The sequence below is a fragment of the Mesorhizobium sp. M0136 genome (genome assembly GCF_040322515.1).
Classification (GTDB): domain Bacteria; phylum Pseudomonadota; class Alphaproteobacteria; order Rhizobiales; family Rhizobiaceae; genus Mesorhizobium.
Map to the genome: position 1 here is coordinate 227798 of NZ_JAMYTP010000001.1, position 25885 is coordinate 253682.

The window sequence follows — 25885 nt, forward strand, 5'->3', positions numbered from 1 at the left end:
CGCCGCGGTTAGGCGGCGACTGCTTCGGCGACCGGTTCGGCGAGAGCGTCCTTGAGCGCCTTGGCGAGATCGGTCTTCTCCCAGGAGAAGGATCCGTCGCGGCCGGCCTTGCGGCCAAAATGGCCGTAGGACGACGTCTTGGCATAGATCGGCTTGTTGAGATCGAGGTGGCGGCGGATGCCAGACGGCGACAGGTCCATCACGGTGCGCAGTGCACGCTCGAGCTTTGCCTCGTCGACCTTACCGGTGCCGTGGAGGTCGACGTAGATCGACAGCGGCTGGGCGACACCGATCGCATAGGAAAGCTGGATAGTGCAGCGATCGGCGAGCTTCGCGGCAACCACGTTCTTGGCGAGATAGCGCGCCGCATAGGCGGCCGAGCGGTCGACCTTGGTGGTGTCCTTGCCGGAGAAAGCGCCGCCGCCATGGGGCGCAGCCCCACCGTAGGTGTCGACGATGATCTTGCGGCCGGTCAGGCCGGCGTCGCCGTCGGGCCCGCCGATGACGAACTTGCCGGTCGGGTTGATGTACCAGTTGCAATTGTCGGCGATCTTCAGGTCGCCCAGTGCTTCGCGAATATAGGGCTCGACGACGTTGCGCACCTTCTTCGAATCCCATGTCTCATCGAGATGCTGGGTCGACAGCACGATCTGCGTCACTTCCGCCGCTTTGCCGTCGACATAGCGGACGGTGACCTGGCTCTTGGCATCCGGCCCGAGCCTGCCTGCATCACCGCTGCCTTCATGGCGCGCAGCGGCCAGCAATTCGAGGATCTTGTGGCTGTAATAGATCGGCGCAGGCATCAGGTCCGGGGTTTCGCGGCAGGCATAGCCAAACATGATGCCCTGGTCGCCGGCTCCCTCCTCACCTTGCCGGTCGGAGGCGTTGTCGACGCCTTGGCCGATATCCGGCGACTGGCCGTGCAGCAGGACCTCGATCTTGGCCGTCTTCCAGTGGAAGCCGGCCTGCTCGTAGCCGATTTCGCGGATTGCCTTGCGGGCGACCGACTTGAACTTGGCCGGGTTGACAATCGGATGGCCGGCCGCATCCTTCAGGACATTGCCCTCCTTGTCCTTCTTGAGCAGCGTCTCGGGGACGCGCACCTCGCCGGCGATGACAACGCGATTGGTTGTCGCAAGCGTCTCGCAGGCAACGCGGACCTTCCACGGGTCCATGCCGGTCTTTCTGGCTTCGCGATAGACGAGATCGACAATCTCGTCGGAGATGCGGTCGCAGACCTTGTCGGGATGGCCCTCGGCAACGGATTCCGAGGTGAAGAAGTAATTGTGCCGCGTCACGGGTGTCCCCTCTTGAAAAAATATCGGCAGGCCGCCGATTTTGGCGCGCCAGTTGTTAACGGTGCCGGGCGCCGCTCGTCAAGCCATGCAGCCGTTCTGGCATGAATTTTGACGTTATTTATCTTTTGCATCCCGAGACGGCGGCAGGGCGCACTGCGATCAGCCCTTGCGCCAACAGACTGAGGGAAAACGGCGTCGAGGAAGCGTGTCGAGCAAAATCGATCCGCGCTTTAGCGCATCGGCGGAATGCACATCCCTCGATGCGGGCAACCGCGAGAAATTGCGTGCCCAGCGACGACGAACTCTACCTCTTGAACTCTTCGCGAGCCAGTCAATCGACCTCGTCGGTGGAGAGCGACTTCACAAGCTCAATGATCTTACGGCGCACTTTCACGTCGGCGATCTTGACGAAGGCGCGGTTCAGCTGGAGCCCTTCCGGGCTGCCGCAGAATTCGACGGCGGAGGTCATCGACGCATCCTCGGCAAATCCACGGTTGCCCACGGGCTCCTGACCGGGCGCATCCTCGAAAAAGAAGGCGACGGGCACGCCGAGTATGGAGGCGATTGCCTGCAAACGGCTGGCGCCGACGCGATTGGTGCCTTTTTCGTACTTTTGGATCTGCTGGAACGTTATGCCGAGGTTTTCGCCCAGTTTTTCCTGGCTCATTCCCAGCATATTGCGGCGAAGCCGGATGCGGCTTCCGACGTGGATGTCGATCGGATTCGGCTTTTTCTTGTTTTCTTCTGTCATTTTGTCCTCGCCGAATTTTTCCGGCTTTTTCTATTTTGCTGCCCAAACGACGCCGCGGCCCGTGCCCCAACAGAACGACCTTATCGACTTCGAAAATTTTCAGGCGCTTACAGTATGAGTTTCTAATGTGTCGGCTGTCAATTCGCCCGTAGCCTTTGCCTTACGTTCAAAATGCATGCCGCTACGGCGAGCAAAAACATGATCAGCATTCCGTTAATGCGTCGTTGGCTGGAGGAAACGATGGCTTGGTTGGAGATCGGCACACGCACATCGATGGCGCCGCGTGCATCGATTGCCAGCGCGTCGACGATGCGGCCGCGCGGGTCGACAACGGCCGAAATGCCGTTATTAGCCGCGCGCAACAGGGGTACCCCATTCTCCACCGCCCGGATCTGCGCCTGCCTGAAGTGCTGGTACGGCCCTGGCGTGTCGCCGAACCAGGCGTCATTGGTGACGTTCACAATAAGCTCGGCTGACGTTGCGTCAACCGCGACGAGATCGGAGAAGATGACCTCATAGCAAATAAATGGCAGCGCTCGGATCCCGCCGGGCAGCGTGATCGGGTGCCGCTCATTGCCCGCCGCGAAGGTCATCGGACCGGCAACAAGCTGCTCAAGCCCGAAGCGGCCGAGCAGATCGGCGAAAGGCAGATATTCGCCGAAGGGCACCAGGTGGACCTTGTCCACGGCATCGACGATTTCGCCCCTGTCGTCGATCGCCACGACCGAGTTGTAGTAACGGCTGCGGGCCGCCGAGCCGCCTTCCTCGCGAACGACGCCGGCAACCAGCATCTGGCCATCGCCAAGCATCTCTCCGATGGCAGGCAAGGCATCCGGACGTTCGGTGAACAGAAACGGCACGGAGGTCTCCGGCCACAGGATCAATTGCGGCCTGTCATGGCCGGGTTCCGGTGCCTTGGCCGAAAGCCCCATCATGGTGGCGAAGATGCGGTCACGCACCGAGGCATCCCATTTTTCGGTGAGATCGACGGCAGGTTGCACGATACGGACGTCGAGGCTATGGGCCGCCGGTTTTTCGGGGGCGGCGAGCCGGATATAGCCGAAGCCGGCATGGGCGGCGACGAGAACGACAAGCAACGCCGCGCCCAGGCGAAGATGCTGGCGCGCCGCAAGCAGCGCCGGCAGCGCGAAGACGAAGACCGCCAGCGCGTTCATGCCGACCATGCCAGTCACCGAGACGCTCTGCATCAGCAAAGGCACCGGCATCGCCGCATAGCCGACGGCATTCCACGGAAAGCCGGTGAACAGGAAGCCGCGCAGCCATTCCGCCAGCGCAAAGCCGAAGGCGAGCGCGGCGATGCGGCCGATGTCGTTGCTCCACAACAGCCGGGCAACCACGGCAGCGAAACCGTAAAAGAAGGCCAGCGCGAGGGGGATGCCGACCACCGCGAACGGCAAGGCCCAGGCAAAGCTGTCGGCCTCGACCAGAAGCGCCGAGCCGACCCACCAGAGACCGGCAAGAAAGTAGCCGAAACCGAACCACCAGCCGACGGCGAAAGCCTGCTGCAAGCGCCGCAGAAAACCGTCCGAGGCTTCGCCGGTCGCGCCATCGAGAAGCCACACCAGCAGTGGGAACGAAACGAAACCGACGGCGAAGAAATCGTAAGGCGCTTGGGCAAGAACCGCCAGCGCCCCGGCAAGAAACGCCACCAGCGCGCGCCGCCAGCCCCAAAGCAGAATTATCCGGCCGGCCTGGCGCTCCATCAATGCTTCCGAGTCGTGCGAATCAGGAAGCAAGATTTATCAGGCCGCGGGCTTGCCTCCAAACCGGGCGACCTAGTCCGCCCATGGCTATCGATGCCAGCCTTGTATCTTCAGCCCGCCCAGCCGCTCAGCCTCTTCGCGGGGGACAGAGCGGACAGTCTGGGAAAAGGTCCAGACATGGCCTTCAGGATCGCGCGCCCTGTACTGCCGTTCACCGTAAAACTGGTCGGCAGGCTCCTCGATGATCTCGGCTCCCGCCGCCCTTGCACGGTTACAATGGGCATCTATCCCATCCTTGAGGCGCACATAGACCGATTGCGTGTTCCTGCCCGCAACTGAAGCCGGACTGGCGACGTGGCCGGCCCATTCGGAATCGACGATGATATAACCATTGCCGAACCGCATCTCGGAATGGACGAGCCTGCCATCGGCATCGCTGACAACCATGCTCGGCTCGAAGCCGAAGGCTTTTTCAAGCCATGTCAATGCGGCCCGCGGATCCTGGTAGAAGACGCCGGAGCCCAGCGTCGAGTGCTTGAACGGGTCCGCAACCGCCATCGGGCAAGCCGCGTCTTTCAAGCCTGCTCGGTGCGGACGGCGCGGCGCCGCCGCTCGCCCTTCAAGGTCTCGACGATGCGCACGCGCTTGACGCGGCGCGGATCGGCGTCGAGCACATGGAACTCGAAGCCGGGTATGGCCTGCACCACTTCGCCGCGCGCGGGCACCCGGCCAAGCGTGTTGAAGATCATACCGCCGATCGTGTCGACATATTCGCCGTGCTCGCCGGCGGCGAAATCCTCGCCGATCATCTTGGCGACGTCGTCGATCTCGGCTTTGCCGTCGACGATGAAGACGCCTTCGCCGGCCTGGGTGATCATCGGCTCGTCCTCGTCATGCTCGTCCTCGATGTCGCCGACCACCATCTCGACGATGTCCTCGAGCGAGACGAGGCCGTCGGTGCCGCCATATTCGTCGATGACCAGCGCCATCTGGGTGCGCGTCGTCTGCATTCGCCCCATCAGGTCGGAGGCGAGCATCGACGGCGGCACGAACAGCACCGGTCGGATCAGGTTGAGATCGCCGATGGTGCGCGCCAGATCGACCTGGGCGAGATCGAGAACCGTCGCGACCGGGGTTTTCCTGGTCGTCCTGCCCTTTCTGACGCGGGCGACCTTGGTGATATGCGCCAGCACGTCGCGGATATGAACCATGCCGCGCGGATCGTCGAGCGTCTCCGAATAAACTGGCATGCGGGAGTGGCCGGACTGTTCGAACAGCCCCAGAAGATCGCCGAGCTTCGTCGTGATCTCGACCGCCTCGATGTCGGCGCGCGGCACCATGACATCCTCGACCCGCACTTCGCGCAGGCGCAGGATGTTGTTGAGCATGGCGCGTTCGCCGGGCGAGAAGGATTCTGCATCGCTCGCCGTTTCGGCAAGCGCACCGGCAATCTCCTCGCGCAGGCTGGTGCCGTTGCGGTGCCTGAAAAGCCCGAGCACGCGATCGAACAGGGAAGGACCGGCAGGCGATGCCTCGCTGGCGAAGCTGCCGGTCGTGGTACTCGGACTCGAGCCCTCTTCCGTCGTTTCGGAAGGCTTGATCGCACTGCCGGCGTCGGAGCGGGCGGCAGTCTCTGGTTTGTCGTTCATCATCGTCCGGTCAATTGGTCTTTTGTAATTACGTGTAGGGATCGGGAATGGCAAGCCTCGCAAGTGCTGCGCGCTCTGTCGCTTCCATCAGTTCAGCTTCGGCATCCGTTTCGTGATCATAGCCGAGCAAATGCAGCAGGCCATGGATGACGAGATGGGAGATATGGTCCTCGACGGGCTTGTCTTCCAGTGCCGCCTCTCGCGCGACAGTCTCGGCGGCCAGCACAATGTCGCCGAGCATCGGCGGCAGAGGCCCGCCCCTGGCAAAGGGAAAAGCCGGAAAAGACAGGACGTTGGTCGGCTTGTCCTTGCCGCGCCAGCCGGCATTGAGCGTACGGATATGGGCATCGTCGGAGAAGACGATACTGAGCTCGGAACCGCCGACCGCACCGGTTTCGGCAAAGGCGGCCGATACGGCGTGGTCGACCAGCCGCGTCAGCGTCGTCTCGTCGGGCCAGTCGCCCGCCTCTATGGCGATATCAATCTCGACGGGAAGCGGCCCTCCCGCCTTTTGCTCCTCAGCCATGCGGCCGCATAATCATATCAGCTTTCGACACCCAAGCCCCTGGCCAGCTTGCCGTCACGGTCGTAGGCCTTGACGATCTCGGCGACCAGCGGATGTCTGACGACGTCGCCTTCATTGAAGCGGACCGTCACCATGCCGGTGACGCCGTCGAGAATTCTCAGCGCCTCGACCAGGCCGGACTTGGTGTTCGGCGGCAGATCGATCTGGGTCGGATCACCGGTGACGATCATGCGCGAGTTCTCGCCGAGCCGGGTCAGGAACATCTTCATCTGCATCGGCGTGGTGTTCTGCGCCTCGTCGAGGATGACGGCGGCATGCGCCAGCGTACGGCCGCGCATGAACGCCAGCGGCGCGATCTCGATGACCTCGGCGGCAATCGCCCGTTCGACCTTGTCGGCCGGCATCATGTCGTAGAGTGCATCATAGAGCGGCCGCAGATAGGGATCGACCTTCTCCTTCATGTCGCCCGGCAGAAAGCCAAGCCGTTCGCCGGCCTCGACCGCAGGGCGCGACAGCACAATGCGTTCGACCATGCCGCGTTCGAGCAGCATTGCCGCGTGCGCCACCGCCAGGTAGGTCTTTCCGGTGCCGGCCGGGCCGATGCCGAAGACGAGTTCCGACCGCTCCAGCGCGCGCATATAGGCGTCCTGGTTCAGCGAGCGGGCATAGATGGTCTTCTTGCGTGTCGATATCTGGGCGGCGGACACCTTGCCCTTGCGCTCCAGCGTCGGCAGCGTCAGCTGGTCGTCGGTGGCGATCGCCATGCGCACCGCACCGTCGACATCGGACTGGCCGATATCAGTGCCTTTCTGCAGAATGCCGTAAAGATTGTCCAAGGCGCGGCGTGCCTGCTCGGCGGCCGAGGAAGAGCCCTTGATGGTCAATTGGTTGCCACGCGAGCGGATGTCGACGCCGAGCTTCTGCTCGAGCCGGGCCAGATTCTCGTCGAACTGGCCGTAAAGGGCGCTGGCAAGCTTGTTATTGTCGAAAGTCAGTACGATGTGCGCCATATCCGAGGCCCCGGAGGGTAGATTCTGGGGCAGGTTCTTGACTTCAGCAGCGCTCAACCGTCTCTCCTCATCTGCCGAGGCCTTCAGGCCAATTCGGCGAACAGGCTGTTGTAGCCCGTCTTCGTGATTCGTACCTGGATAATGTCACCGATTTCGCCAGCCTTTTCATCAACAATAACCGGCTGCAGCCACGGCGAGCGGCCAACCTTCTGGCCGGCCTGGCGGCCCGGCTTTTCGACCAGCGTGTCGATGGTCCTGCCGACCAGGCTTGCGCCGAAATGCCGCTGCTGTTTCAGAAGCAGTGCTTGCAATCGCTGCAGGCGCTCGTCCTTGACGGCCTCCGGCACCTGATCGTTCATTTCGGCGCCCGGCGTGCCGGGCCGCGGAGAGTATTTGAACGAGAAGGCCGAGGCATAGTTGACGTCTTTCACCAACTGCATCGTCGCCTCGAAATCCGCTTCCGTCTCACCGGGAAAGCCGACGATAAAATCGCCGGACAGTGCGATGTCGTTCCGCGCGGCACGGATGCGGTCGATCAACGTCAGGTAGTCCTTGGCCATATGCCTGCGGTTCATCGCCTTGAGTATGCGGTCGGAGCCGGATTGCACCGGTAAATGTAGATAGGGCATCAGCGCGGGCAAATCACGATGGGCGGCGATCAATTCATCGTCCATGTCGCGCGGATGGCTGGTCGTGTAGCGCAGCCGCGCCAGACCTGGAATCTCTGCGAGCCTGAACAGCAGCCGGCCAAGGCCCCATTCCTCGCTGTCTTCGCCTCTTCCATGCCAGGCGTTGACGTTCTGGCCGAGCAGCGTCACCTCGCGCACGCCGGCATCCGCCAGGCGCTCGGCCTCGGCGACGATCTGTGCCACCGGCCGCGAGACTTCCGAGCCGCGCGTATAGGGCACGACACAGAAGGTGCAGAATTTGTCGCAGCCTTCCTGAACGGTCAAGAACGCCGTCACGCCGCGCCTGATCAGTTCGGCGCGCTTGGGCTGCGGCAGATGCTCGAACTTGTCCTCGACGGCATAGTCGGTCTCGACGATCTTTTCTCCGCTCCGCGCCTTCGCCAGCACAGCGGGCAGCCGGTGGTAGGTCTGCGGGCCGATGACCAGATCGACGGCCGGCGAGCGACGGATGATCTCGGCACCCTCGGCCTGCGCCACGCAGCCGGCGACGCCGACCAGCATTTCGCGCCCGGCCTTGGCACGTTCCGCCTTCAACTCCCGGATGCGCCCAAGTTCGGAATAGACCTTTTCCGCCGCTTTCTCGCGGATGTGGCAGGTGTTGAGCAGCACCAGATCGGCCTCGCCAATGGCGTCTGTCGCGGCATAGCCGTCGATGGCCAGAGCATCGGTCATGCGCTGCGAATCGTAGACGTTCATCTGGCAGCCATAGGTCTTGACGAAGACCTTCCTGGTCGCGGCAGGCGGAACGACCAGGTCTTCGGCGGCAGCGCCGAGGTCGTCGCGTTCTATCGTGTTCAATTCCATTTCGCGGCTTCTAGCGCCTTTCCCTGACAAAAAACAGACGAATCTGGCCGGTATCGCGCAGACTACCGGCTCGGGCGCGGTTCGGCGAGCGCCGCCTGCACCATCTCGCGCACCTGGCGTTCCATCTGCTTTGCCGTCTCCTTGCGGCTGGAGCCCTTGGAGAAAGCAATCGCTTCGCCAAAATGCACCTCGACGTCGAGAGCGCCCTCGGCCATCAGCACCTTGAGGTGCGGCATCAGTTCCTCATCACCGATCCAGGCGGCAACCGGCCGATGCCGGCGGCCGAGTGGCACGCCATGCAGGCGCGTATAAACGATCGCCACCGGCTGGATGAAGACCTGTTCGGCCGCCCCTTCAGCAATCGCCATCGTAGCGGCGCCGAACAGTGTGCTCTTGAACGGCAGGATCATGTTGCCGTCGCCGGTCGAGCCTTCGGCGAACAGCACCATGGCGTCCCCCTTGGCCATCCGGCGGGCGATCTCGCTCGCCTGGTCGCCCGACGAACGTTTGCGCTCACGTTCGATGAAGACGGTGCGTTGCAGCTTCGACAGCATGCCGATCAGCGGCCAGCCTGCCATGTCGGCCCTGGCGATGAACGTCACGTCGACCATCGATCCCAGCACCATGATGTCGGTCCAGGAGATGTGGTTGGCAGCAATCAGCAATGGGCGTTGGCCGGATAGCGCCCCTTTGACATGGATGCGCAGCCCGAGCGCCCTGATGATCATCCTGTGCCAGATCTTCAGGATGAAGGTCTCGCGCCAGAGCCCGGTCTTCATCGACAAGACCTGCAGCGGCACAAGCACCAATGAGCCGACGACAACCAGCCCCAGCGCCAGGAAAACCCTGATTTTTCCTATCATCCGCACCACCCCGGCGTTTGGCTAGCGAAGATCGCGGCGCATGACAAGCGCGCCGGTCGGGCCGTGCTCCGGCGACTTGTAATAGTTGGCGCGCTTGCCGACCTCGCGGAAGCCGAGCCGCCGGTAGAGCGCGATCGCGGCGACGTTGGTCTCGTCGACCTCAAGGAAAAGCGCCTCGGCGCGCTGTGCGTGCAGTTCACGCAGCACCGCATCCATCAATTGCCAGCCGAGCCCCCGGCGCCGGTGCGAGCGTGCCACTGCGACCGTCAGGATCTCCCCCTCGCCGGCGGCCAGCCGCGCCAGCACGAAGCCGACCGGCGGCTTGGCGCCCTGTCCGGTCTCGCGCGCGGCATAGCCGAACACCGTGTCCTGCTCGAGCAGCGCGGCGAATTCGTCGTCGGTCCACGACCGCGCGAAATCCTCGCGATGCAGCACCGACATGGCCGCGCTGTCGGCAACCGTCAGCGGCTCGATCGCATAGTCCCTGCGACGCGGCTGGAGGAATGGAATGCGCATCAGTTTTTTTGCCTGGATAGAACAAAGCCGGCCTGCGGCTTGGCGTCGGCGCCCCGCAGATAGAGCGGTTTCGGCTTTTCGCCCTCACCGTGTTTACCGGCACCTTGGGCCGCAGCCAGCCCGGCATAGACAGCGATGTCGGCGGTGGCCGCCGTCCCGCCGAGATCGAAGCTGCTCCCGGCTGCCGCGGCAATTTGGGTTGCCGCCGTGCCCGCCAGAACCGGAGAGATGTCGATCGCCATGGCTGCGGCTTGCGAGAGCGTGGTCACAGCCGGACCATAGATCAGAACCGACCTCTCATCGTAAAGTGCCGCATGGATCTCCTCGCGGCCTGCATCGAGCGCTGCGAGCACGGCGCGGCGGGGAAATATCGCTGCGGTCTCTGCCGCCAGTGCCTCCAGAGTCGTCACGCCGATCGCCGGGATTTTCAGCGCCAGCGCTAGGCCGCGCGCCGCCGAGACGCCGACTCGCAGACCGGTGAAGGAGCCAGGACCCGTCGAAACGGCAATGGCGCCGAGGCCGGAATAGTCGGTTCTGCTGGTCCCCAACGCTTTTTCGATGACACCCATCAGATGCTCGGCATGCCCCTTACCGAGATCGAGCACCGAACGGCCGAGTTCTTTCCCGGCCGCCGCGTCGTAGACGCAGGCGGCGCAGAGATTTGCGGCACAGTCGATGGCAAGCAACTTCATGAAGCGGCCGGTTGAGACAGGTTTGAAAACAGCTTCCCTGTGCCCGCCAGGGCTGATCCCCGCAAGGGAATAATGGATAAATCGTCAGGCGACTTGGCTTCGGCGCGGGTCCAAGAATGTAAGTTCCAACGCACGCAATCGCCACAATAGGTATCGGAACTAGCCGACCTGCTCGATACGCAGCAGGTGATTGTCCCAGACATAGTCCGGCTCGGAACGTATCGAGCCACCGGCCTCGACGATTTCGCCGGCGCCGGTCGTCGCCATGAAGCTTTCCCCATCGGGTGCAACGCCGCAGACCTCGACCAGCGCCTTGCTGGCGACGATGCGGCCGCTGGCCGTGTCGATCACGGCAAGCGAATTCCCCTCAGGCGAAGACACGGCGATGGTGCCGGCGGCAGGGTTGGCCGCGACCGAGCCGATATAATTTCTGAAGGCCGAGAGCACGTCCTGCGGCATGTCGAGCAATTTCAAGTCCATGCCGCGCGGCGCGCGGCCGAGCAGTGGGGGACGATCGGTACCCGGCCCCCTGTATTGACAGCCGAACCAGACGGTGCCGGAGCGGTCGGCATCCATATGGCGGATCGACAGTTGGTGCAGCGCTGGCGGCAATTCGTGCTTTTCGGTGAGATCGCCGGTAAGGCGGTCGACCAGAACATAGGAAGGCTTCATCGTTGCGATGTTGAGCTCGGCGCGGCCATAATCCGGATGCGTCTCGATGCCGCCATTGGCCACAGCAATCGTCCTGCCGTCGGAAAGCAGCAAAAGCTCGTGCGGGCCTGTGCCGTAGGTCGGGAACTCGCCGATGCGCTTGAATTTCGCATGCGCGTCATAGACGCCGACGACGCCGTCGGCATTGTCGAAATCGTTCTCGGTTGCGTAGAGCAGCGTGCCATCGGCCGAAAACACGCCATGGCCGAAGAAATGCCGGCCGGCAACGCTGGCAATGGTGTGCGGTTCATCGCGGCCGGTATGGTCGAAGACGACAGCAAAGGTGCCCGGCTGCCTGGCAAACACCACCGAACGCTTAGACACCGGGTCGAAGGTAACGTCGTGGCCCCGATCGGGCAGATCGATCGTGTGCAACAACTTGCCGGCCTCGGACAGGACGGCCGCGCCATAGCTGCCGTCGCGCTTGACGAAAGCCGTGGCGAAGACCGCGTCGGCGTCGAGTGTATTTGCCCAGGCCGACGGCGCCATCGCCGCCACGAAACCAGCGCCGGCGGCCCTCAGGAAATCGCGCCGATCGATCAGCGGCGTCCTCATGATCAGTCGCCATCCAGTGACGAGAACCCGGCGGTCAGGCCGAATTCGGCGGTCAGCCTGGTGCCGATCAGGGTCGTCAGGCTGGATGTCACCAGTGCGAAGTAGTCGAGCTTCTGGCGCAACGTCGGATCGGCTAGTGCCTTGTCGATCGGACCCCTGATCGCCTTGGCGGCCTCGATCCCGTTGGTGAATTGGATGTGGACCGATTCCGCCATCCAGCGTGCATCAGGCGGCAGCGCATCGCCAAGCTGGGAGGCCTGGAACAGCGCATCCATGCCCGCCAGATTGCCGGTCAGCGAGCGTGCGGTGTTCTGCGAGCGCCAATAAATCGCCTGTTTCGGTTTGTCGGCCTCCGGCTTGGCGCCCAGGAAGCCTTTCAGGCGCACGTCGCGAACCATTTCCAACTCGTTGATGAAGACGCCGACCAGTTCGGTCACCGCTTCGGTTCCGTCGTGATAGAGCGCGTTCTGCGGACCGGGATGGGCCCAGAGCGCGGCAAAGCCGTTGGGCTTGTTCCAGGCCTCGCCGACCTCGGCGGCAATCGTCTCGACATTGCCGGCAATGGCTGCACCATAGGCGCAGCGATAGGCGTCGCCCTTGCCGGCCAATTGACCGGCGTCATCGCCGTAGAGCACGAACTCCAATGCGCCGAGCCCTTGCATGGCGACACTCTTTGTCGCCAGTTGGGCCGGATCGGCGGCCGCCGGATCCTTGCCGGCCAGTGCTGCCTGCACCTGCTTCAGGCCGATGCTCTTGCGGTCCGGCCAAAACAGCATGCGCTCAAGCCGGTTGTTTTCGGCGATCGGCCCGAAACGGATGATTTCCACCACCGACCAGGCATCCACGACGCCTGAGAATTCGGCGCGTGCCGCATCGAGAGTATCTTGCGAAGGCGCCTGGCAAAGCGCGTGCATGGTCTTGGCCAAGCTGTCCGCATGGTCATGCAGCCTGGTATAGGCCGGGCGGACGAAGCCGTCGATCGCCCGCTGGATCACATCCGAAGCCTTCACCGCGGCGGATGCCGGCAGCGCATCGGCGAGGACCAGCATCAGCGCGAGTGCAAGACGCTTCCGCATCAGAGCGACTCCAGAAACTTCATCAGCGCGGCGCGTTCGGCCGCATTGGCAGCGGCAAAGCGGTCACGCGCCTTCTCGCCCTCGCCGCCATGCCACAGGATTGCCTCGGCCAGGCTGCGTGCGCGCCCGTCATGCAGGAAGAAGGTGTTGCCGCTGACGGTCTGGGTGAGCCCGATGCCCCACAGCGGCGGCGTGCGCCATTCGCTTCCCGTGGCCTCGCCCACCGCCTGTCCGTCGGCAAGGCCGGGTCCCATGTCATGCAGCAAGAAATCGGAATAAGGCCAGATCAGCTGGAAGGCGTGCGCTCTGTTCGGGGTTCCGCGACGGGTGACGAATTTCGGCGTATGGCAGGAGATGCAGCCCATATCGTAGAACAGTTTTTTGCCGGCGAGCACATCCGGTCTGTCGAGATCGCGCCGAGCCGGCACGGCAAGGTTTTGCGAATAGAAGGTGACGAGGTCCACGACCGGCGACGGCGCTTCGACCGGACCGAGGCGCTCCTGTACACCGTTGGGTAGGGCAAGGCAGGTCTTTTCTGCGGCGCTGCAATCGCCCCAGTGCCTCGGCACCTCAGGCGTCGAAATGCCGATATCGCCGGCAAAAGCGTCCGCCGATTGCTGACGGATCGAAGCCGCCTGCGCCTTCCAGCCGAAACGGCCGAGCGTCAGTTCACCGCTGCTGCTGTCGCGTATTATGTTGGGCCTGCCGGAAATCCCGTCACCATCGCGGTCGGTCGCATCGGCATGCGCAAGGATGTCGGCAGGAGCGATCTGCTCCACCAGGCCAAGGCCGATCATCGGCGGTGTCATGCGCGGCGACAGCGTGGTGTGCGGATCGAGCGGCCCGTAGGCGAGACCCTCGACCGAATAGCTCGGCTTGCGCAGCGACACGACGCTGCCGTCCGCCAGTTTTACTTTCTGCTCCTGATAATCGACATGCATCCTGCCTTCGCCCTGCAGGCCGGGAACGGCTAGCTCCTGAAGTTGTGTGCCATAGACCGGGTCGGGAAAGTTGAGCACCTTGTGATCGGCGAGCGCGGCTTTCTCCTCCTCGGTACTGGCTTCCCTTGCCAGGCGCAGGAACATCGAGGTGGTGCCGCTGTCGCCTTCGGGCGGATGGCCGCGGCCGTCCTTCAGATGACAGTTTTGGCAGGCGCGCTCGTTGAACAGCGGACCGAGCCCATCCGAGGCTTGTGTCGAGGATGGCGACGACACCCAGTTCTTGCGGAAAATGGCATTGCCGAGCTTGAAGGTACCCTCTTCCTCGAAGCCGATGTTGGCGGAGGATTGCGAGAAGGCATCCTTGTTGACGTCCTTCTTCGAGGTGCCGGCGCCGCCCTGCATCAATTCGAATTGCTCGGGCTTGGAGAAATCGCTGGTCGGCCTGGTGATCGCGATGACGCGCGCCAGATCCTTCGGCGTCAGATCGGTGCGGCTGGTGGCAAGCCCCGCCGGTTGCGGCGCTCCGGCCAGCGCCGAGGCTGTGAGCGTCGCCACCACGGCAAGAAAAGGGCCGCGAAGGATCCCGTACCGCGGCTTCTTCTGAGGCGGCAGGCCGCAATCTTCGGCCGGCAAGAGGCGCAAGAAATCTAGGGGGCGCCGCATTCCGGCATGTCCTTATTCCGCCTCGTCGGCCGACGCTGCGTTGAGTTGGCCGTACTTTTCCTCGCCGATGGAGGCGAGCAGGTCGAGTTGCGTCTCGAGGAAGTCGATGTGACCTTCCTCGTCAGCCAGCAATTCCTCGAACAGCTTCATCGTCACGTAGTCGCCTGCTTCGTTGCAAACCTCGCGCGAACGCTTGTAGGCGGTGCGCGCGTCATATTCGCCGGCAAGATCGGATTCGAGCACTTCCTTGACATTCTGCCCGATACGCAGCGGCGCCACGGACTGCAGGTTCGGATGGCCCTCAAGGAAGATGATGCGCGCCACGAGCCGGTCGGCATGGTGCATTTCTTCGATCGATTCAGCGCGTTCCTTCTTCGCCAGCTTGGCGTATCCCCAGTCTTCCAGCAGCCGGAAATGCACCCAATATTGATTGACCGCTCCAAGTTCCAGAAACAGAGCCTCGTTAAGCCGCTCTATGATCTGCTGTTCGCCTTTCATGGATTCTGCTCCCGTATTGGACGCGCAGGCCTCTGACGCGATCCAGGTGTGAAACGATGTCCACGCCGCTCGCCGCCGAGCGGGCGTGATAATTTTCGGTGACCCGAATGATCGTTTCGACCACATTTGGGAAGCAGCCGCAACAGCGACCGCGCTTGTGCATGGCATGGTAGACCTTCGCCGGCACGATCAGCTGCCAGGGGTCCTCATCCAGCAGTCCGACGATCGTCTGCTCTATCTCCTTTTCGGTGATGATGTTGCAATGGCAGATCAGCATTTGTCGCTCTGGCTAACGGCGCTCATTGCGCCGCGTGGCTGTTGGTTTCGAAGTTTACTGGAACACCTTGTCCGGTGAATCGAGGCTGTCCGAGCCCTCGAAGGCGATGGCATTGAGCTTCAGGGTGCCGACGGCGCGTTCGATCGACTTGGTCTGATCGACCAGCGCGTCGATCGCCGCCTGCACGGTGGCGTTGCCGTCAGCGTTACCCTCGGCGATCTGCTGGTCATAGGCCTCGCCGGCAAGCGCCCGCGCCTTGATGGCCTCCATCTTGGCGATGGTGATATCCAGTTTAGCCGACAATTCCCTGTCGATCGCCGGATCGGCCGCCTTGACCATGTCGGCCACCGACGGCCCCTCGACGACAGTGCCGTCAAGCCGCGTGTAGCTGCCGTGATAGGCGGCACGGATGCCGATCGCATCGTAGAGATGGGAGTTGTAGGTGTTGTCGGAGAAGCAATCATGCTCCTCTTCCGGATCGTGCAGCAAAAGGCCGAGCTTCATCCGCTCGCCGGCGAGTTCGCCATAGGACAGCGAGCCCATCCCGGTGAAGATGGTCGAAATGGCGGCGTTCGGCTCGCCATCGACAAGGTTCTTGCGGGCGGCGCCGCCTTCCTTCCAGTCGTCGACCATATCCTTTAGATCGGAAACCAGAAGGTCGCTCGCCGATTTCAGGTATCGCGCCCGACGGTCGCAATTGCCGCCGGTGCAATTGGCGAGGTCGTAATCGGTGTAGGGCCGCTCGCCGGCGCCCGGACCGGTTCCGTGCAGGTCCTGACCCCAAAGCAGGAATTCGATGGCGTGATAGCCGGTCGCCACATTGGCCTCGATACCGCCGGCCTCCTGCAGGGTGCCGGAGAGGAACTCCGGCGTCAGATTGGTGGCGTCGACCTTCTTGCCGTTGATCTCGATCGACTTATTGGCGATCACATTGGCGGTGTATAAAGCGTTGGCATCCGACTCGGTGCCGTAGCCCTTGGCGACATAGTCGATCAAGCCCTCGTCGAGCGGCCAGGAGTTCACCTTGCCTTCCCAGTCGTCGACGATGGCATTGCCGAAGCGATAGACCTCGGTCTGCTGATAGGGAACGCGCGATGCCTTCCAGGCCTCGCGGGCGGCGTTCAGCGTCTCGGCCGATGGCTTGGCGAGCAGCGCATCGACAGCCTTGTCGAGCGCCTCGGCCGTGATCAGCGAATCCTCGTATTTGGCGAGCGCGATGTCGGAATAGGTCTTGATGACCGCCTTGGCATCGGTTTGCGCCTTGGCCGGCAGCACGAACACAGCCGCCGTGAGCATCGCGGTGGCCCCGATCGCCGCAAGCCTGCCGCCATACCGTGCCCTGATCATCGTTCTCATGACTGTCTCTCCTCGGGAATCAATGAAATGCCGGCGCCGCGGCGGGCAGCTGCCAGCGGGCAAAGAAGGGTCGCGCCATCGCGCGGTTCGCGGAAGAAAGACACCGAAATGCCTCCAATCGAAAGGGTTCAAGGCCCAGACATCAAAGGGATGCGCTGACGCGCGAGCTTCCATAAAACGGCGAAGACACCGGATGTCAACTGGTGGCGTAGAAAAAATTCAATTGAAACAATAGTTTAGAATTATTCTAAACTAGAACTGTCAACTTTAACACCGATGTATAGGAATGCCGGCGCATGACGCGGTTGACAGGCGGCCGTTCCGGGTGCGACCCGGATCGGCGCTCTTGCGGCGGGACCAGACAATCGCCACCTGGCGTGACGTCCTAGATTTGGGTGAGGAATCGGGCTGTTATGAAGATCGGGGTCGTCATTGTCGGTGCGGGTCATGCGGGCGTGCAAGCGGCCGCCAGTCTGCGCGAAGAAGGCTATGACGGGCCGGTAATCCTGATCGGCGACGAAGACGAATTGCCCTACCACAAGCCGCCGCTGTCGAAGACCTTCATCAAGGATCAGCAAGCAAAGCCGCAACCGTTGCGCGGCGAGGCTTTTTATACCGGCAGCGCCATCGACTACCGGCCAGGCCTCCGGGTCGAGCGGATCGACGTCGCCGGCCGCCGGCTGGAGATATCAGGCGGCGTGCTGCCGTTCGACCGGCTGATCCTCGCCACCGGCGCGCGTCCGCGCCTGCTGCCGCTGCCGGGGTCGGAGTTTTCTGGCGTTGTGTCGCTGCGCTCGCTCAGTGATGCCCGCCTGATCCGCGAATTAAGCGCGCAAAGCGAGGAGGTCGTCATCCTCGGCGGCGGCTTCATCGGCCTTGAGATTGCCGCAACGCTCACCGCCGCCGGCCGCAAGGTCACGGTGGTCGAGGCGGTTGACCGGCTGCTCGGGCGCGCCGTCGCGCCGGTCATCGCCGGCCATGTGCGCCAGCGGCTGGAGGCGACCGGTGTGCGCATCCTTACCGGCACCACCATCGAACGGCTGGAGGGCGAGAACGGCCGTGTTTCGGCTGCAATCACCTCATCTGGCGAAAGATTGCCGGCGCAGATGGTCGTCATCGGCATTGGCGTCGTGCCGAATGTCGAATTGGCCGAAGCCGCCGGCATTGCCATCGCCAACGGCATCCGCGTCGACCAGCAGATGCGCACGTCGGTGCCGGAAATCCTCGCCATCGGCGACGCGGCGTCCTACCGGCACTGGTTCACAGGCGGCGACGTGCGGCTGGAATCGGTGCAGAACGCCACCGACCAGGCGCGGCTCGCCGCACGCACCATCGCCGGCCACACCGACAATTACTCGGCGGTGCCGTGGTTCTGGTCCGATATCGGCGACATGAAGCTGCAGATGGTCGGCCTGATTGCGGGCGGCGACAGCCATCTCGTGCTGGGCGACGTGGCCGAGAACAAATTCTCCATCTATCACTACGCCGGAAGCCGGCTGCTCGGCATCGAATCGGTCAACCGGCCCGGCGACCACATGCTTGGCCGCAAGATGCTCGGCGCCGGCTTTTCGCCGTCGCCGCAGATTGTCGCGACCGGGCCGGATGGACTGAAGGCGGCGCTCGCCGCCTTCCAGGAAGAAGAGCCTGTCCGCGCTGCGGGATAAGATCAAACCCAATCACCCTGAATGACCTAGTCTAGTTCGACCGGGAGCTGACCTTCAAACATATAGCGAAGTAAAGGAAACAGCGGTATTTTGACCAATTGAAATCGTCGGGGGGTGCTCATGGCTCTATATGTCATTGGCGCAGGCATGGGTCGCACTGGCACATATTCGCTGAAGCTCGCGTTGGAGCATCTTGGGTTCGGGCCGTGTCATCACATGGCAGATGTCCACGCCAATCCCGAGCAGAAGACGCTGTGGCGCGCCGCCGGCCAGGGACAACTCCCGACCTGGGATGCGGCATATGCCGGCTATCTTTCCGCGGTCGATTGGCCAACGGCGCATTTTTGGCGCGAAGTGAGTGACCACTACCCTGATGCGAAGGTTATCCTGACAGTTCGTGACCCCGAAGCCTGGTATGACAGCATGGCGCAAACAATAGGGCTCACGATGGATGCTGCTACCAATGATCCACAGTCTTTTGGTGTGGCGGTGATTGGAAACACTGTCTTTGGCGGTCGATTTGATAACCGTGATCACGCAATCGCTGTCTATGAAGCACATAACGCTTCCGTGAAATCAACGCTGCCACCTGAACGCCTTCTTACCTATCAGGCCTCCGAAGGGTGGGAGCCGCTTTGTGCCTTTCTCGGTGTACAGTTGCCTTCCGAACCGTTTCCACGCACCAATTCGACTGCCGAATTTCGTGCTCGCATAGGGCGTTGAACGGCGGCTTGCCGCCTATCTCGGCCTTCGCCGCAGTTGAATCCCAGGCCATATCCTCGCCGCTCAGGCGGCGCGGGCGTCGCGGATCGAACTTTCCAGGATGTCGAGCGCCTCGTTCATGACGCCGTCCTGGATGGTGATCGGCGCGAGGAAGCGGATGACGTTGCCGTAGACGCCGCAGGTCAGCAGGATCAGACCCTTGTCGAGCGCCTTCAGCCGGACCGCATTGGCGAGTTCCGGCGACGGCAGGCCCTTCGTCACATCGTTGAACTCGACCGCGTTCATAAAGCCGGGGCCCCTGATATCGACGATCTCCGGCGCTTCGTCACGGATCGATTGCAGGCGCTGCTTCAGACGGTTGCCCAGCGTGTTGGCGCGGTCGCAGAGCTTCTCTTCGTCGATGACGTCGAGCACGGCATGCGCCGCGGCGACGCCGATCGGGCTGCCGCCATAGGTGCCGCCGAGCCCGCCGGGGTTCGGCGCATCCATGATCTCGGCACGGCCGGTGACCGCCGCCAGCGGAAAGCCGCCGGCCAGGCTCTTGGCCATGGTGGTGATGTCGGCCGCCACCTCGTGGTGGTCCATGGCGAACATCTTGCCGGTGCGGGCAAAGCCGGTCTGCACCTCGTCGGCGATCAGCAGCATGCCGTGCTGGTCGCAGATCTTGCGCAATGCGGTCATGAAGTCGCGCGGCGCCTCGTAGAAGCCGCCCTCGCCCTGCACCGGCTCGACGATGATGGCGGCAACGCGGGCCGGATCGACGTCGGCCTTGAACAGCCGGTCGAGCGCCGCCAACGAATCGGCGACCGACACGCCGTGCAGCGCAACCGGGAACGGCGCATGGAAGACGTCCGCCGGCATGGCGCCGAAGCCGACCTTGTAGGGCACGACCTTGCCGGTCAGTGCCATGCCCATGAAGGTGCGGCCGTGAAAGCCGCCGGAAAAAGCGATGACCGCCGGCCGGCCGGTGGCGTTACGGGCAATCTTGATAGCGTTCTCGACCGCCTCGGCGCCGGTGGTGACAAAAATCGTCTTCTTGTCGAACTTGCCGGGCAGCATGCCGTTCAGCCGTTCGGCCAGCCGGATATAGCTCTCGTAGGGCACGACCTGGTAGCAGGTATGGGTGAAGCGGTCGAGCTGCGCCTTGACCGCTTCGATCACCCTAGGGTGACGGTGGCCAGTGTTGACGACAGCGATACCGGACGAAAAATCGATATAGCGGCGGCCTTCGACGTCCCAGATTTCCGAGTTTTCGGCGCGATCGGCATAGATCTGAGTGGTCATGCCGACGCCGCGCGAAATCGACTGGTTCTTGCGTTCGGAAATGGCTGAATTTGTCATCGTATCCCTCACCGGACCGGCGCCCGCTCTCGTTTGATGGCTGTTGAGACTCTTTTGGGCTTATTTCAGGTTTTCCTCAAGTTGGCACCGTCGCCCGGCGATTGGGCCTGTCGATGCCGGTGTCGGCAACCGAACGCCCGTCGCTCATGCCGTCCTGACAAACCCCTCGCTCGCCCTCAGCAGATTGCGCGTGTAGTCCTTGGTGACGCGGCGCTCGACGAGGTCGCCGGCGGTCAGGTGCTCGACCGCCTCGCCGTTCTGCATCACCATCAGCCGCTCGCACATATGGGTGATGATGGCGAGGTCGTGGCTGACCATCAGAAAGGTCAGCTTGCGCCGCCGCCGGATCTCCTCCAGCAGGTTCAGCACCTCCGCCTGCACCGAAGCGTCGAGCGCCGAGGTCGGCTCGTCGAGCAGCAGGATCGACGGTTCGAGGATCAGGGCACGGGCGATTGCCACGCGCTGGCGCTGGCCGCCGGACAATTGATGCGAATAGCGAAAACGGAAGCCGGTGCCCAGGCCGACCTCGTCGAGTGCCCGCTGGATGCGCTTTTCGCCGTCGGCGAAGCCGTGAATGGCGAGCGGCTCCTGCAGCAGGCGGTCGACGGTCTGGCGCGGGTGCAGCGAACCGTACGGGTCCTGGAAGACCATCTGCACCTCGCGGTAAAACGCCTTGTCGCGACGCGCGCCGAGCGTTTTGCCGTTGACCGCGATGGTGCCTGATGCGGCCGGCGCCAGGCCGGCGATTGCCCTGAGCAACGTCGACTTGCCGGAGCCGGACTCGCCGACCAGGCCGAAGGATTCACCGGATTCGACCTCGAGGCTGACGCCTTTCAACGCGCGGAAGCGGTCGAAGACCACCTCCAGCCTGTCGACGGAAAGGGCTGCCGTCATGCTGCCCACTCCGGCTTGCGGTCGAGCACCGGCAGCGGGTGACGGTCGGCGCCGATCTTGGGCATGCAGTTGAGCAGGCCGCGCGTATAGGGATGCTGGGCACGGCCGAGCTCCGAGGCTTTGAGCTGTTCGACCACCTTGCCGGCATACATGACGATGACACGATCGCAGAAAGATGAGACCAAGCGCAGGTCGTGCGAGATGAAGATCAGCCCCATGCCGCGCTCGCTGACCAGCCGGTCGAGGATGCCGAGCACGTCGAGCTGCACAGTGACGTCGAGTGCCGAGGTCGGCTCATCGGCGATCATCATCTCCGGCCCGGCGATCAGCATCATGGCGATCATGGCGCGCTGGCCCATGCCGCCGGAAACCTCGTGCGGATGCAGGTCGAAGACACGGGCCGGATCGCGGATCTGCACAGCCTCCAGCATGGCAAGCGCGCGGTCGCGGGCTTCGGCCTTGGAGACTGTCTCATGCGTGCGCAGTGTCTCGACGATCTGGCGGCCGATGCTCATCACCGGGTCGAGCGAATATTTCGGATCCTGCAGGATCATGGCGATACGCTTGCCGCGCAGTGCGCGGCGCTCGCGCGGCGAGGCGGCCAGCAGGTCGATGCCGTCGAAAGCAAGCGTCTTTGCGGTCACCTCGGCCTGCGGCGGGGTGACGCCCATGATGGCGCGGCCGGTCTGCGACTTGCCCGAACCGCTCTCGCCGACGATGCCGAGCCGTTCGCGGCCGAGCGAGAAGGAAACGCCGCGCACTGCCTCGATCAGGCCGGTGCGCGTCGGGAAGGTGACGCGCAGCTCGTCGACTTCGAGAAGCGTGCTCATTGGTCACCGCTTCGCGGATCGAGCGCGTCGCGCAGGCCGTCGCCGAGCAGGTTGAAGCCGAGGCTGACGATGAGGATGGCAAAGCCCGGCGCGCCCGCCACCCACCACTGGTCGAGCACGAAGCGTCGGCCCGACGCGATCATCGCGCCCCATTCCGGCAGCGGCGGCTGCGCGCCGAGGCCGAGGAAGCCGAGGCCGGCGGCGGTCAGGATGATGCCGGCCATGTCGAGCGTCACCCTGATGATCAGCGAGGAGATGCAGAGCGGCATGATGTGGCGAAGCACGATGCGGAACGGCGAAGCGCCCATCAATTGCACCGCCTTGATGTAATCGGAATTGCGCACCGTCAGCGTTTCGGCGCGGGCAATGCGGGCATAGGGCGGCCACGAGGTGATGGCGATGGCGAGCACCGCGTTTTCGATGCCGGGGCCGAGCGCGGCGACAAAGGCCAGCGCCAGGATCAGCTTCGGAAAGGCGAGAAAGATGTCGGTGATGCGCATCAGGATCGCATCGGTCCAGCCGCCGGCATAGCCGGCAACGGTGCCGACCAGCAAGCCGATGGGCGCGGCGATGATGGCGACCAGAATGACGACATAGAGCGTCCAACGCGAACCGAAGATGATGCGCGAATAGATATCGCGGCCGAGATCGTCGGTGCCGAACCAGTGCGCGGCACTTGGCGCCAGCAGCCGCGAGCCCTTGAGGTCGCCGAATGTCGGCGAATAGGGCGCCAGCACGTCGGCGAAGGCCGCGACCACCAGCAGGGCGATGATGATGAGCAGACCGATGAATGCCAGGCGGTTGGCGGAAAAGCGCCGCCAGGCCACATAGGCGCGGCCGAGCCTTGCCTGCGCGCGCGACGCCGGCCGCTCGCTGAGCAGCCAATCACGGCGGGTTTGAATCGCTTCTGCGCTCATCCTGCCTTGGTCCTTGGGTCGAGCAGCCGGTAGAGCAGGTCGGACAAAAGATTGATGCCGATGAAGACCGAGCCGATGATGATCGTGCCGCCAAGCACGGCATTCATGTCGGCGTTCTGCAGCGAATTGGTGATGTAGAGGCCGATGCCCGGCCACGAAAACACCGTCTCGGTCAGCACCGAGCCTTCGAGCAGCCCGGCATAGGACAGAGCGATCACCGTAACCATCGGCACCGCGGCGTTGCGCAGCGCGTGACCCCAGATGATGCGCGTTTCCGACAGGCCCTTGGCGCGCGCCGCCACGATGTATTCCTGGGTGAGTTCGTTCAGCATGAAGGAGCGCGTCATGCGGCTGATGTAGGCGAGCGAGAAATAGCCGAGCAGCGAGGCAGGCAGGATGATGTGGCGGAAGGCATCGGCAAATACGTCCCACTGCCGCTGCCAGAGTGCATCCAGCAGGTAAAAGCCGGTAATCGGCGTGAAGGTGTATTCGTAGACGATATCGAGGCGGCCGGGAAAGGCGACCCATTGCAGCTTGGCGTAGAACAGCACCAGCGCCAGCAGCCCCAGCCAGAAGATCGGCACGGAATAGCCGACAAGACCGATGATGCGCACGATCTGGTCGATGATGCTGCCGCGCCGCACGGCCGCCAGCACACCAAGCGGCACGCCGATCACCGAACCGATCAGCGTCCCCAGTGTTGCCAGTTCCAGCGTCGCCGGAAAGGCGCGGCGGATGTCCGTCATCACCGGATTGGTGGTCAGCACCGAGGTGCCGAAATCACCATTCAAGGCATGTTTGACATAGATGTAGAACTGCTCGACCAACGGCAGGTCGAGACCCATCTCGCGGCGCGTTCGTTCGACGACATTGGTCGGCGCCCGGTCGCCGAGCACCGCCAGCACCGGGTCGATCGGGATCACCCGGCCGATGAAGAAGGTCACCGCGAGCAGACCGAGATAAGTCGTTATCGCGATGACCAGGAACCGGGCGATCGATGAGGCAGCGGCAACGGCGCGAGCGCTGCCGCGCCCCGCCGTTGTTTCCCTTTCAGCCAAGCTCATGCGGCGCGTCCGCCGACATCACTCCTTCGAAACAGGGCCGACGAAGTTGGTGTCGAAGCTCGGGCCGAGCGCAAAGCCCTTGAGGTTCTTGCGCAGGCCAGCCACTTCCAGCTGCTGGTGGATGATGACGAAAGGACTGGTATCGAGGATCTTCCTCTGAAGATCCTCGTACATTGCGGCGCGCTTGGCCGAATCCTTCTCGAGCAGGGCCGCTTCCGTCTGCTTGGTCAAGTCCGGAATGTCCCAAGCGTTGCGCCAGGCCAGGGTCTTGGTCTTGGCTTCATCCGAATTGTCCGGGTTGCTGGCAAAGGTCTGGGCATTGGAGTTCGGATCGAAATAGTCCTGGCCCCACTGGCCGATATAGATGTCGTGGTTGCGGGCGCGGTATTTGGTCAGCGTCTGCTTGCCGTCGCCGGGGATGATCTCCAGCTTGATGCCGGCCTGTCCCAGCGTCTGCTGGATCGATTCCGCCATGCCGGTGGTCGGTTGGCCGGTGCGCACGTCCATGGTGACGTTGAAGCCGTCGGCGAGACCCGCCTTGGCAAGCAGGTCCTTGGCCTTGGCGACATCGAGCTTGAACGGGTTTTCGTCGAGAGCACCAAGGTCGCCCTTGGGCAGGAAGGTCTGGTGGATCTCGCCGATGCCCTTGAGGATGGTTGAGCTCAACGCGTCGTAGTCGACCAGATATTTGAAAGCCTGGCGGACCTCGGGCTTGGCGAGGTTCGGGTTCTTCTGGTTGAGGCTGATGTAAAAAACCGTGCCTTTCGGCGCGCTGGTGGTGGTGAGATCGGCGTTCTTGGCGATGGCGTCGAGATCGTTTGGCTCGAGATTGCGGGCGACGTCGATATCACCGGTTTCCAGCGCCAGGCGCTGGCCCGAGCTTTCCTTCATGTTGCGGTAGATGACGCGGGCAAGCTTGGCCTTCTCGCCGTAGTAATTGTCGTTGCGCTCAAGGACGACAACTTCGTTGGCGCGCCATTCGCGCAGCTTGAAGGCACCGGAGCCGGCATAGCCGGTCTTCAGCCAGGCATTGCCGAAATCATTGTCCCATTTGTAGTCGGCGCTCGGCGTGACCGCCGCGACATGCTCCTTGACCAGCTTGGCGTCGACGACCGAGGCGACCGTCGCCGACAGGCAGTTCAGCACGAAGCTCGGCGCATAGGCCTTGTCGACGGTGAACTGGAACGTCGTGTCATCAACAGCCTTGGCCTTCTCGGTGACGTTGCCGCCGTCGATGCCGAACTGGCCGATGATGAAGGCCGGGCTCTTGTCGAGCTTGATGGCGCGCTCGAACGAATAGGCGACGTCCGCCGCTGTGATCGGATTGCCGGAGGCGAATTTGAGGCCGGGCTTGAGCTTGAACGTGTAGGTCAGGCCGTCGTCGGAGACGCTCCAGCTTTCGGCGAGATCGCCTTTGACCTTCGAGGTGTCGCTGAGGTCGAGGCGCACCAGGAGATCGTAGGTGTTGCCGGTGACTTCGGCGGTAGACAGTTCGAATGCCTCGCCCGGATCCATGGAGATGATGTCGTCGATGGCGAAACCCTCGACCAGCGTGTCGGCGGGCGTGACCGCGAAGGCAGGCGCACCGGCCAGAAGCAGCGCGGACATGGCGGCGCCCGCCAGCAAGAAGCGGGTGCGTAGAGCAAACTTTTCCATCATCATTTCAACTGTTCCCTGTTTTTGTTGACCTGAGTTCCCGGCTCAGGGTTGTGGCATTTCTTGCCGCGTCGAACGGTGATCCCCGGACCGTCGTATTGGCAATTTTTGTGCGGTTCCAGCTCACCATATCCGGCGGTTTCGAGCGCGGCAACGAGCATTTGCAGAACGGTCGATTGGGCCAGACCGGCGGTGCG

General features: G+C 63.1%; 26 protein-coding genes. 2 read left to right on the forward strand and 24 right to left on the reverse strand.

Features of this window, described 5'->3' with window-relative positions:
• Positions 1-8: 8 nt before the first annotated feature.
• The 17 genes from metK to NKJ35_RS01180 form a co-directional block, all read right to left on the reverse strand.
• A complete protein-coding gene (gene metK, locus NKJ35_RS01100) occupies positions 9-1298 on the reverse strand; it encodes a methionine adenosyltransferase (protein ID WP_023719567.1) in 1290 nt (429 codons plus the stop codon).
• A gap of 331 nt (positions 1299-1629) precedes the next feature.
• Positions 1630-2049: a helix-turn-helix domain-containing protein gene (locus NKJ35_RS01105; RefSeq protein WP_023676895.1), complete on the reverse strand. Its 420-nt coding sequence runs from the start codon at positions 2047-2049 to the stop codon at positions 1630-1632.
• 137 nt (positions 2050-2186) lie between these two features.
• On the reverse strand, positions 2187-3773 hold the full coding sequence (lnt, locus tag NKJ35_RS01110) for an apolipoprotein N-acyltransferase (RefSeq protein WP_352644416.1): 1587 nt from the start codon (positions 3771-3773) through the stop codon (positions 2187-2189).
• Positions 3774-3860: 87 nt separating this feature from the next.
• A complete protein-coding gene (locus tag NKJ35_RS01115) occupies positions 3861-4331 on the reverse strand; it encodes a VOC family protein (RefSeq protein ID WP_352644418.1) in 471 nt (156 codons plus the stop codon).
• Positions 4332-4348: 17 nt separating this feature from the next.
• On the reverse strand, positions 4349-5422 hold the full coding sequence (locus NKJ35_RS01120; RefSeq protein WP_254816261.1) for a hemolysin family protein: 1074 nt from the start codon (positions 5420-5422) through the stop codon (positions 4349-4351).
• A 28-nt stretch (positions 5423-5450) separates the two neighbouring features.
• Positions 5451-5948, reverse strand: a complete 498-nt coding sequence (ybeY, locus tag NKJ35_RS01125) for an rRNA maturation RNase YbeY (RefSeq protein ID WP_352644419.1) — start codon at positions 5946-5948, stop codon at positions 5451-5453.
• A gap of 17 nt (positions 5949-5965) precedes the next feature.
• A complete protein-coding gene (locus NKJ35_RS01130) occupies positions 5966-6958 on the reverse strand; it encodes a PhoH family protein (protein ID WP_352464821.1) in 993 nt (330 codons plus the stop codon).
• 83 nt (positions 6959-7041) lie between these two features.
• Positions 7042-8451, reverse strand: coding sequence for a tRNA (N6-isopentenyl adenosine(37)-C2)-methylthiotransferase MiaB (miaB, locus tag NKJ35_RS01135; protein WP_352644421.1), 1410 nt, complete (start codon positions 8449-8451; stop codon positions 7042-7044).
• A gap of 62 nt (positions 8452-8513) precedes the next feature.
• On the reverse strand, positions 8514-9314 hold the full coding sequence (gene olsA / locus NKJ35_RS01140) for a lyso-ornithine lipid O-acyltransferase (RefSeq protein ID WP_352644422.1): 801 nt from the start codon (positions 9312-9314) through the stop codon (positions 8514-8516).
• A 21-nt stretch (positions 9315-9335) separates the two neighbouring features.
• Positions 9336-9830 carry a ribosomal protein S18-alanine N-acetyltransferase gene (gene rimI, locus NKJ35_RS01145; protein WP_352644424.1) on the reverse strand — a complete coding sequence of 165 codons (495 nt, stop codon included), beginning with the start codon at positions 9828-9830 and terminating at the stop codon, positions 9336-9338.
• Positions 9830-10522, reverse strand: a complete 693-nt coding sequence (gene tsaB, locus NKJ35_RS01150; protein ID WP_352644425.1) for a tRNA (adenosine(37)-N6)-threonylcarbamoyltransferase complex dimerization subunit type 1 TsaB — start codon at positions 10520-10522, stop codon at positions 9830-9832. Before tsaB ends, rimI begins: the two co-directional genes overlap by 1 nt.
• Positions 10523-10681: 159 nt before the next feature.
• The gene (locus tag NKJ35_RS01155) at positions 10682-11788 is read right to left on the reverse strand and encodes a DUF1513 domain-containing protein (RefSeq protein WP_352506133.1); all 1107 of its coding nucleotides are present in this window, start codon (positions 11786-11788) and stop codon (positions 10682-10684) included.
• Between the two features lie 2 nt (positions 11789-11790).
• Entirely contained in the window at positions 11791-12864 is a 1074-nt protein-coding gene (locus NKJ35_RS01160; RefSeq protein WP_352644427.1) for an imelysin family protein, read from the reverse strand.
• The gene (locus NKJ35_RS01165; protein ID WP_352644428.1) at positions 12864-14468 is read right to left on the reverse strand and encodes a di-heme oxidoreductase family protein; all 1605 of its coding nucleotides are present in this window, start codon (positions 14466-14468) and stop codon (positions 12864-12866) included. Before NKJ35_RS01165 ends, NKJ35_RS01160 begins: the two co-directional genes overlap by 1 nt.
• 12 nt (positions 14469-14480) lie before the next feature.
• Positions 14481-14966 carry a bacterioferritin gene (gene bfr, locus NKJ35_RS01170; protein WP_023676883.1) on the reverse strand — a complete coding sequence of 162 codons (486 nt, stop codon included), beginning with the start codon at positions 14964-14966 and terminating at the stop codon, positions 14481-14483.
• A complete protein-coding gene (locus tag NKJ35_RS01175; protein ID WP_352506130.1) occupies positions 14932-15243 on the reverse strand; it encodes a (2Fe-2S)-binding protein in 312 nt (103 codons plus the stop codon). The genes bfr and NKJ35_RS01175 overlap by 35 nt, the downstream gene beginning before the upstream one ends.
• A 54-nt stretch (positions 15244-15297) precedes the next feature.
• On the reverse strand, positions 15298-16590 hold the full coding sequence (locus NKJ35_RS01180; RefSeq protein WP_352644571.1) for an imelysin family protein: 1293 nt from the start codon (positions 16588-16590) through the stop codon (positions 15298-15300).
• Between the two features lie 422 nt (positions 16591-17012).
• Here NKJ35_RS01180 and NKJ35_RS01185 point away from each other — a divergent pair, with 422 nt between their 5' ends.
• Together NKJ35_RS01185 and NKJ35_RS01190 are read left to right on the forward strand one after the other, a co-directional pair.
• Positions 17013-18263, forward strand: a complete 1251-nt coding sequence (locus tag NKJ35_RS01185; RefSeq protein ID WP_352644429.1) for an NAD(P)/FAD-dependent oxidoreductase — start codon at positions 17013-17015, stop codon at positions 18261-18263.
• A gap of 120 nt (positions 18264-18383) precedes the next feature.
• Positions 18384-18986: a sulfotransferase family protein gene (locus NKJ35_RS01190; RefSeq protein ID WP_352644430.1), complete on the forward strand. Its 603-nt coding sequence runs from the start codon at positions 18384-18386 to the stop codon at positions 18984-18986.
• A 63-nt stretch (positions 18987-19049) separates the two neighbouring features.
• Here NKJ35_RS01190 and NKJ35_RS01195 read toward each other — a convergent pair whose 3' ends face one another.
• The 7 genes from NKJ35_RS01195 to NKJ35_RS01225 all read right to left on the reverse strand — a co-directional run bounded on the left by NKJ35_RS01195 (position 19050) and on the right by NKJ35_RS01225 (position 25849).
• Entirely contained in the window at positions 19050-20327 is a 1278-nt protein-coding gene (locus NKJ35_RS01195; RefSeq protein WP_352475991.1) for a 4-aminobutyrate--2-oxoglutarate transaminase, read from the reverse strand.
• Between the two features lie 144 nt (positions 20328-20471).
• Entirely contained in the window at positions 20472-21221 is a 750-nt protein-coding gene (locus tag NKJ35_RS01200) for an ABC transporter ATP-binding protein (RefSeq protein WP_352644432.1), read from the reverse strand.
• Positions 21218-22051: an ABC transporter ATP-binding protein gene (locus NKJ35_RS01205; protein WP_352644433.1), complete on the reverse strand. Its 834-nt coding sequence runs from the start codon at positions 22049-22051 to the stop codon at positions 21218-21220. The genes NKJ35_RS01200 and NKJ35_RS01205 overlap by 4 nt, the downstream gene beginning before the upstream one ends.
• Positions 22048-22968, reverse strand: a complete 921-nt coding sequence (nikC, locus tag NKJ35_RS01210; RefSeq protein ID WP_352644435.1) for a nickel transporter permease — start codon at positions 22966-22968, stop codon at positions 22048-22050. The genes NKJ35_RS01205 and nikC overlap by 4 nt, the downstream gene beginning before the upstream one ends.
• On the reverse strand, positions 22965-24032 hold the full coding sequence (locus tag NKJ35_RS01215) for an ABC transporter permease (protein ID WP_254816192.1): 1068 nt from the start codon (positions 24030-24032) through the stop codon (positions 22965-22967). Before NKJ35_RS01215 ends, nikC begins: the two co-directional genes overlap by 4 nt.
• 18 nt (positions 24033-24050) lie before the next feature.
• A complete protein-coding gene (locus NKJ35_RS01220; protein ID WP_254816193.1) occupies positions 24051-25694 on the reverse strand; it encodes an ABC transporter substrate-binding protein in 1644 nt (547 codons plus the stop codon).
• Positions 25691-25849 (reverse strand): hypothetical protein, encoded by a 159-nt coding sequence (locus NKJ35_RS01225; protein ID WP_352475995.1) that lies wholly within the window; start codon positions 25847-25849, stop codon positions 25691-25693. Before NKJ35_RS01225 ends, NKJ35_RS01220 begins: the two co-directional genes overlap by 4 nt.
• Positions 25850-25885: the final 36 nt, after the last annotated feature.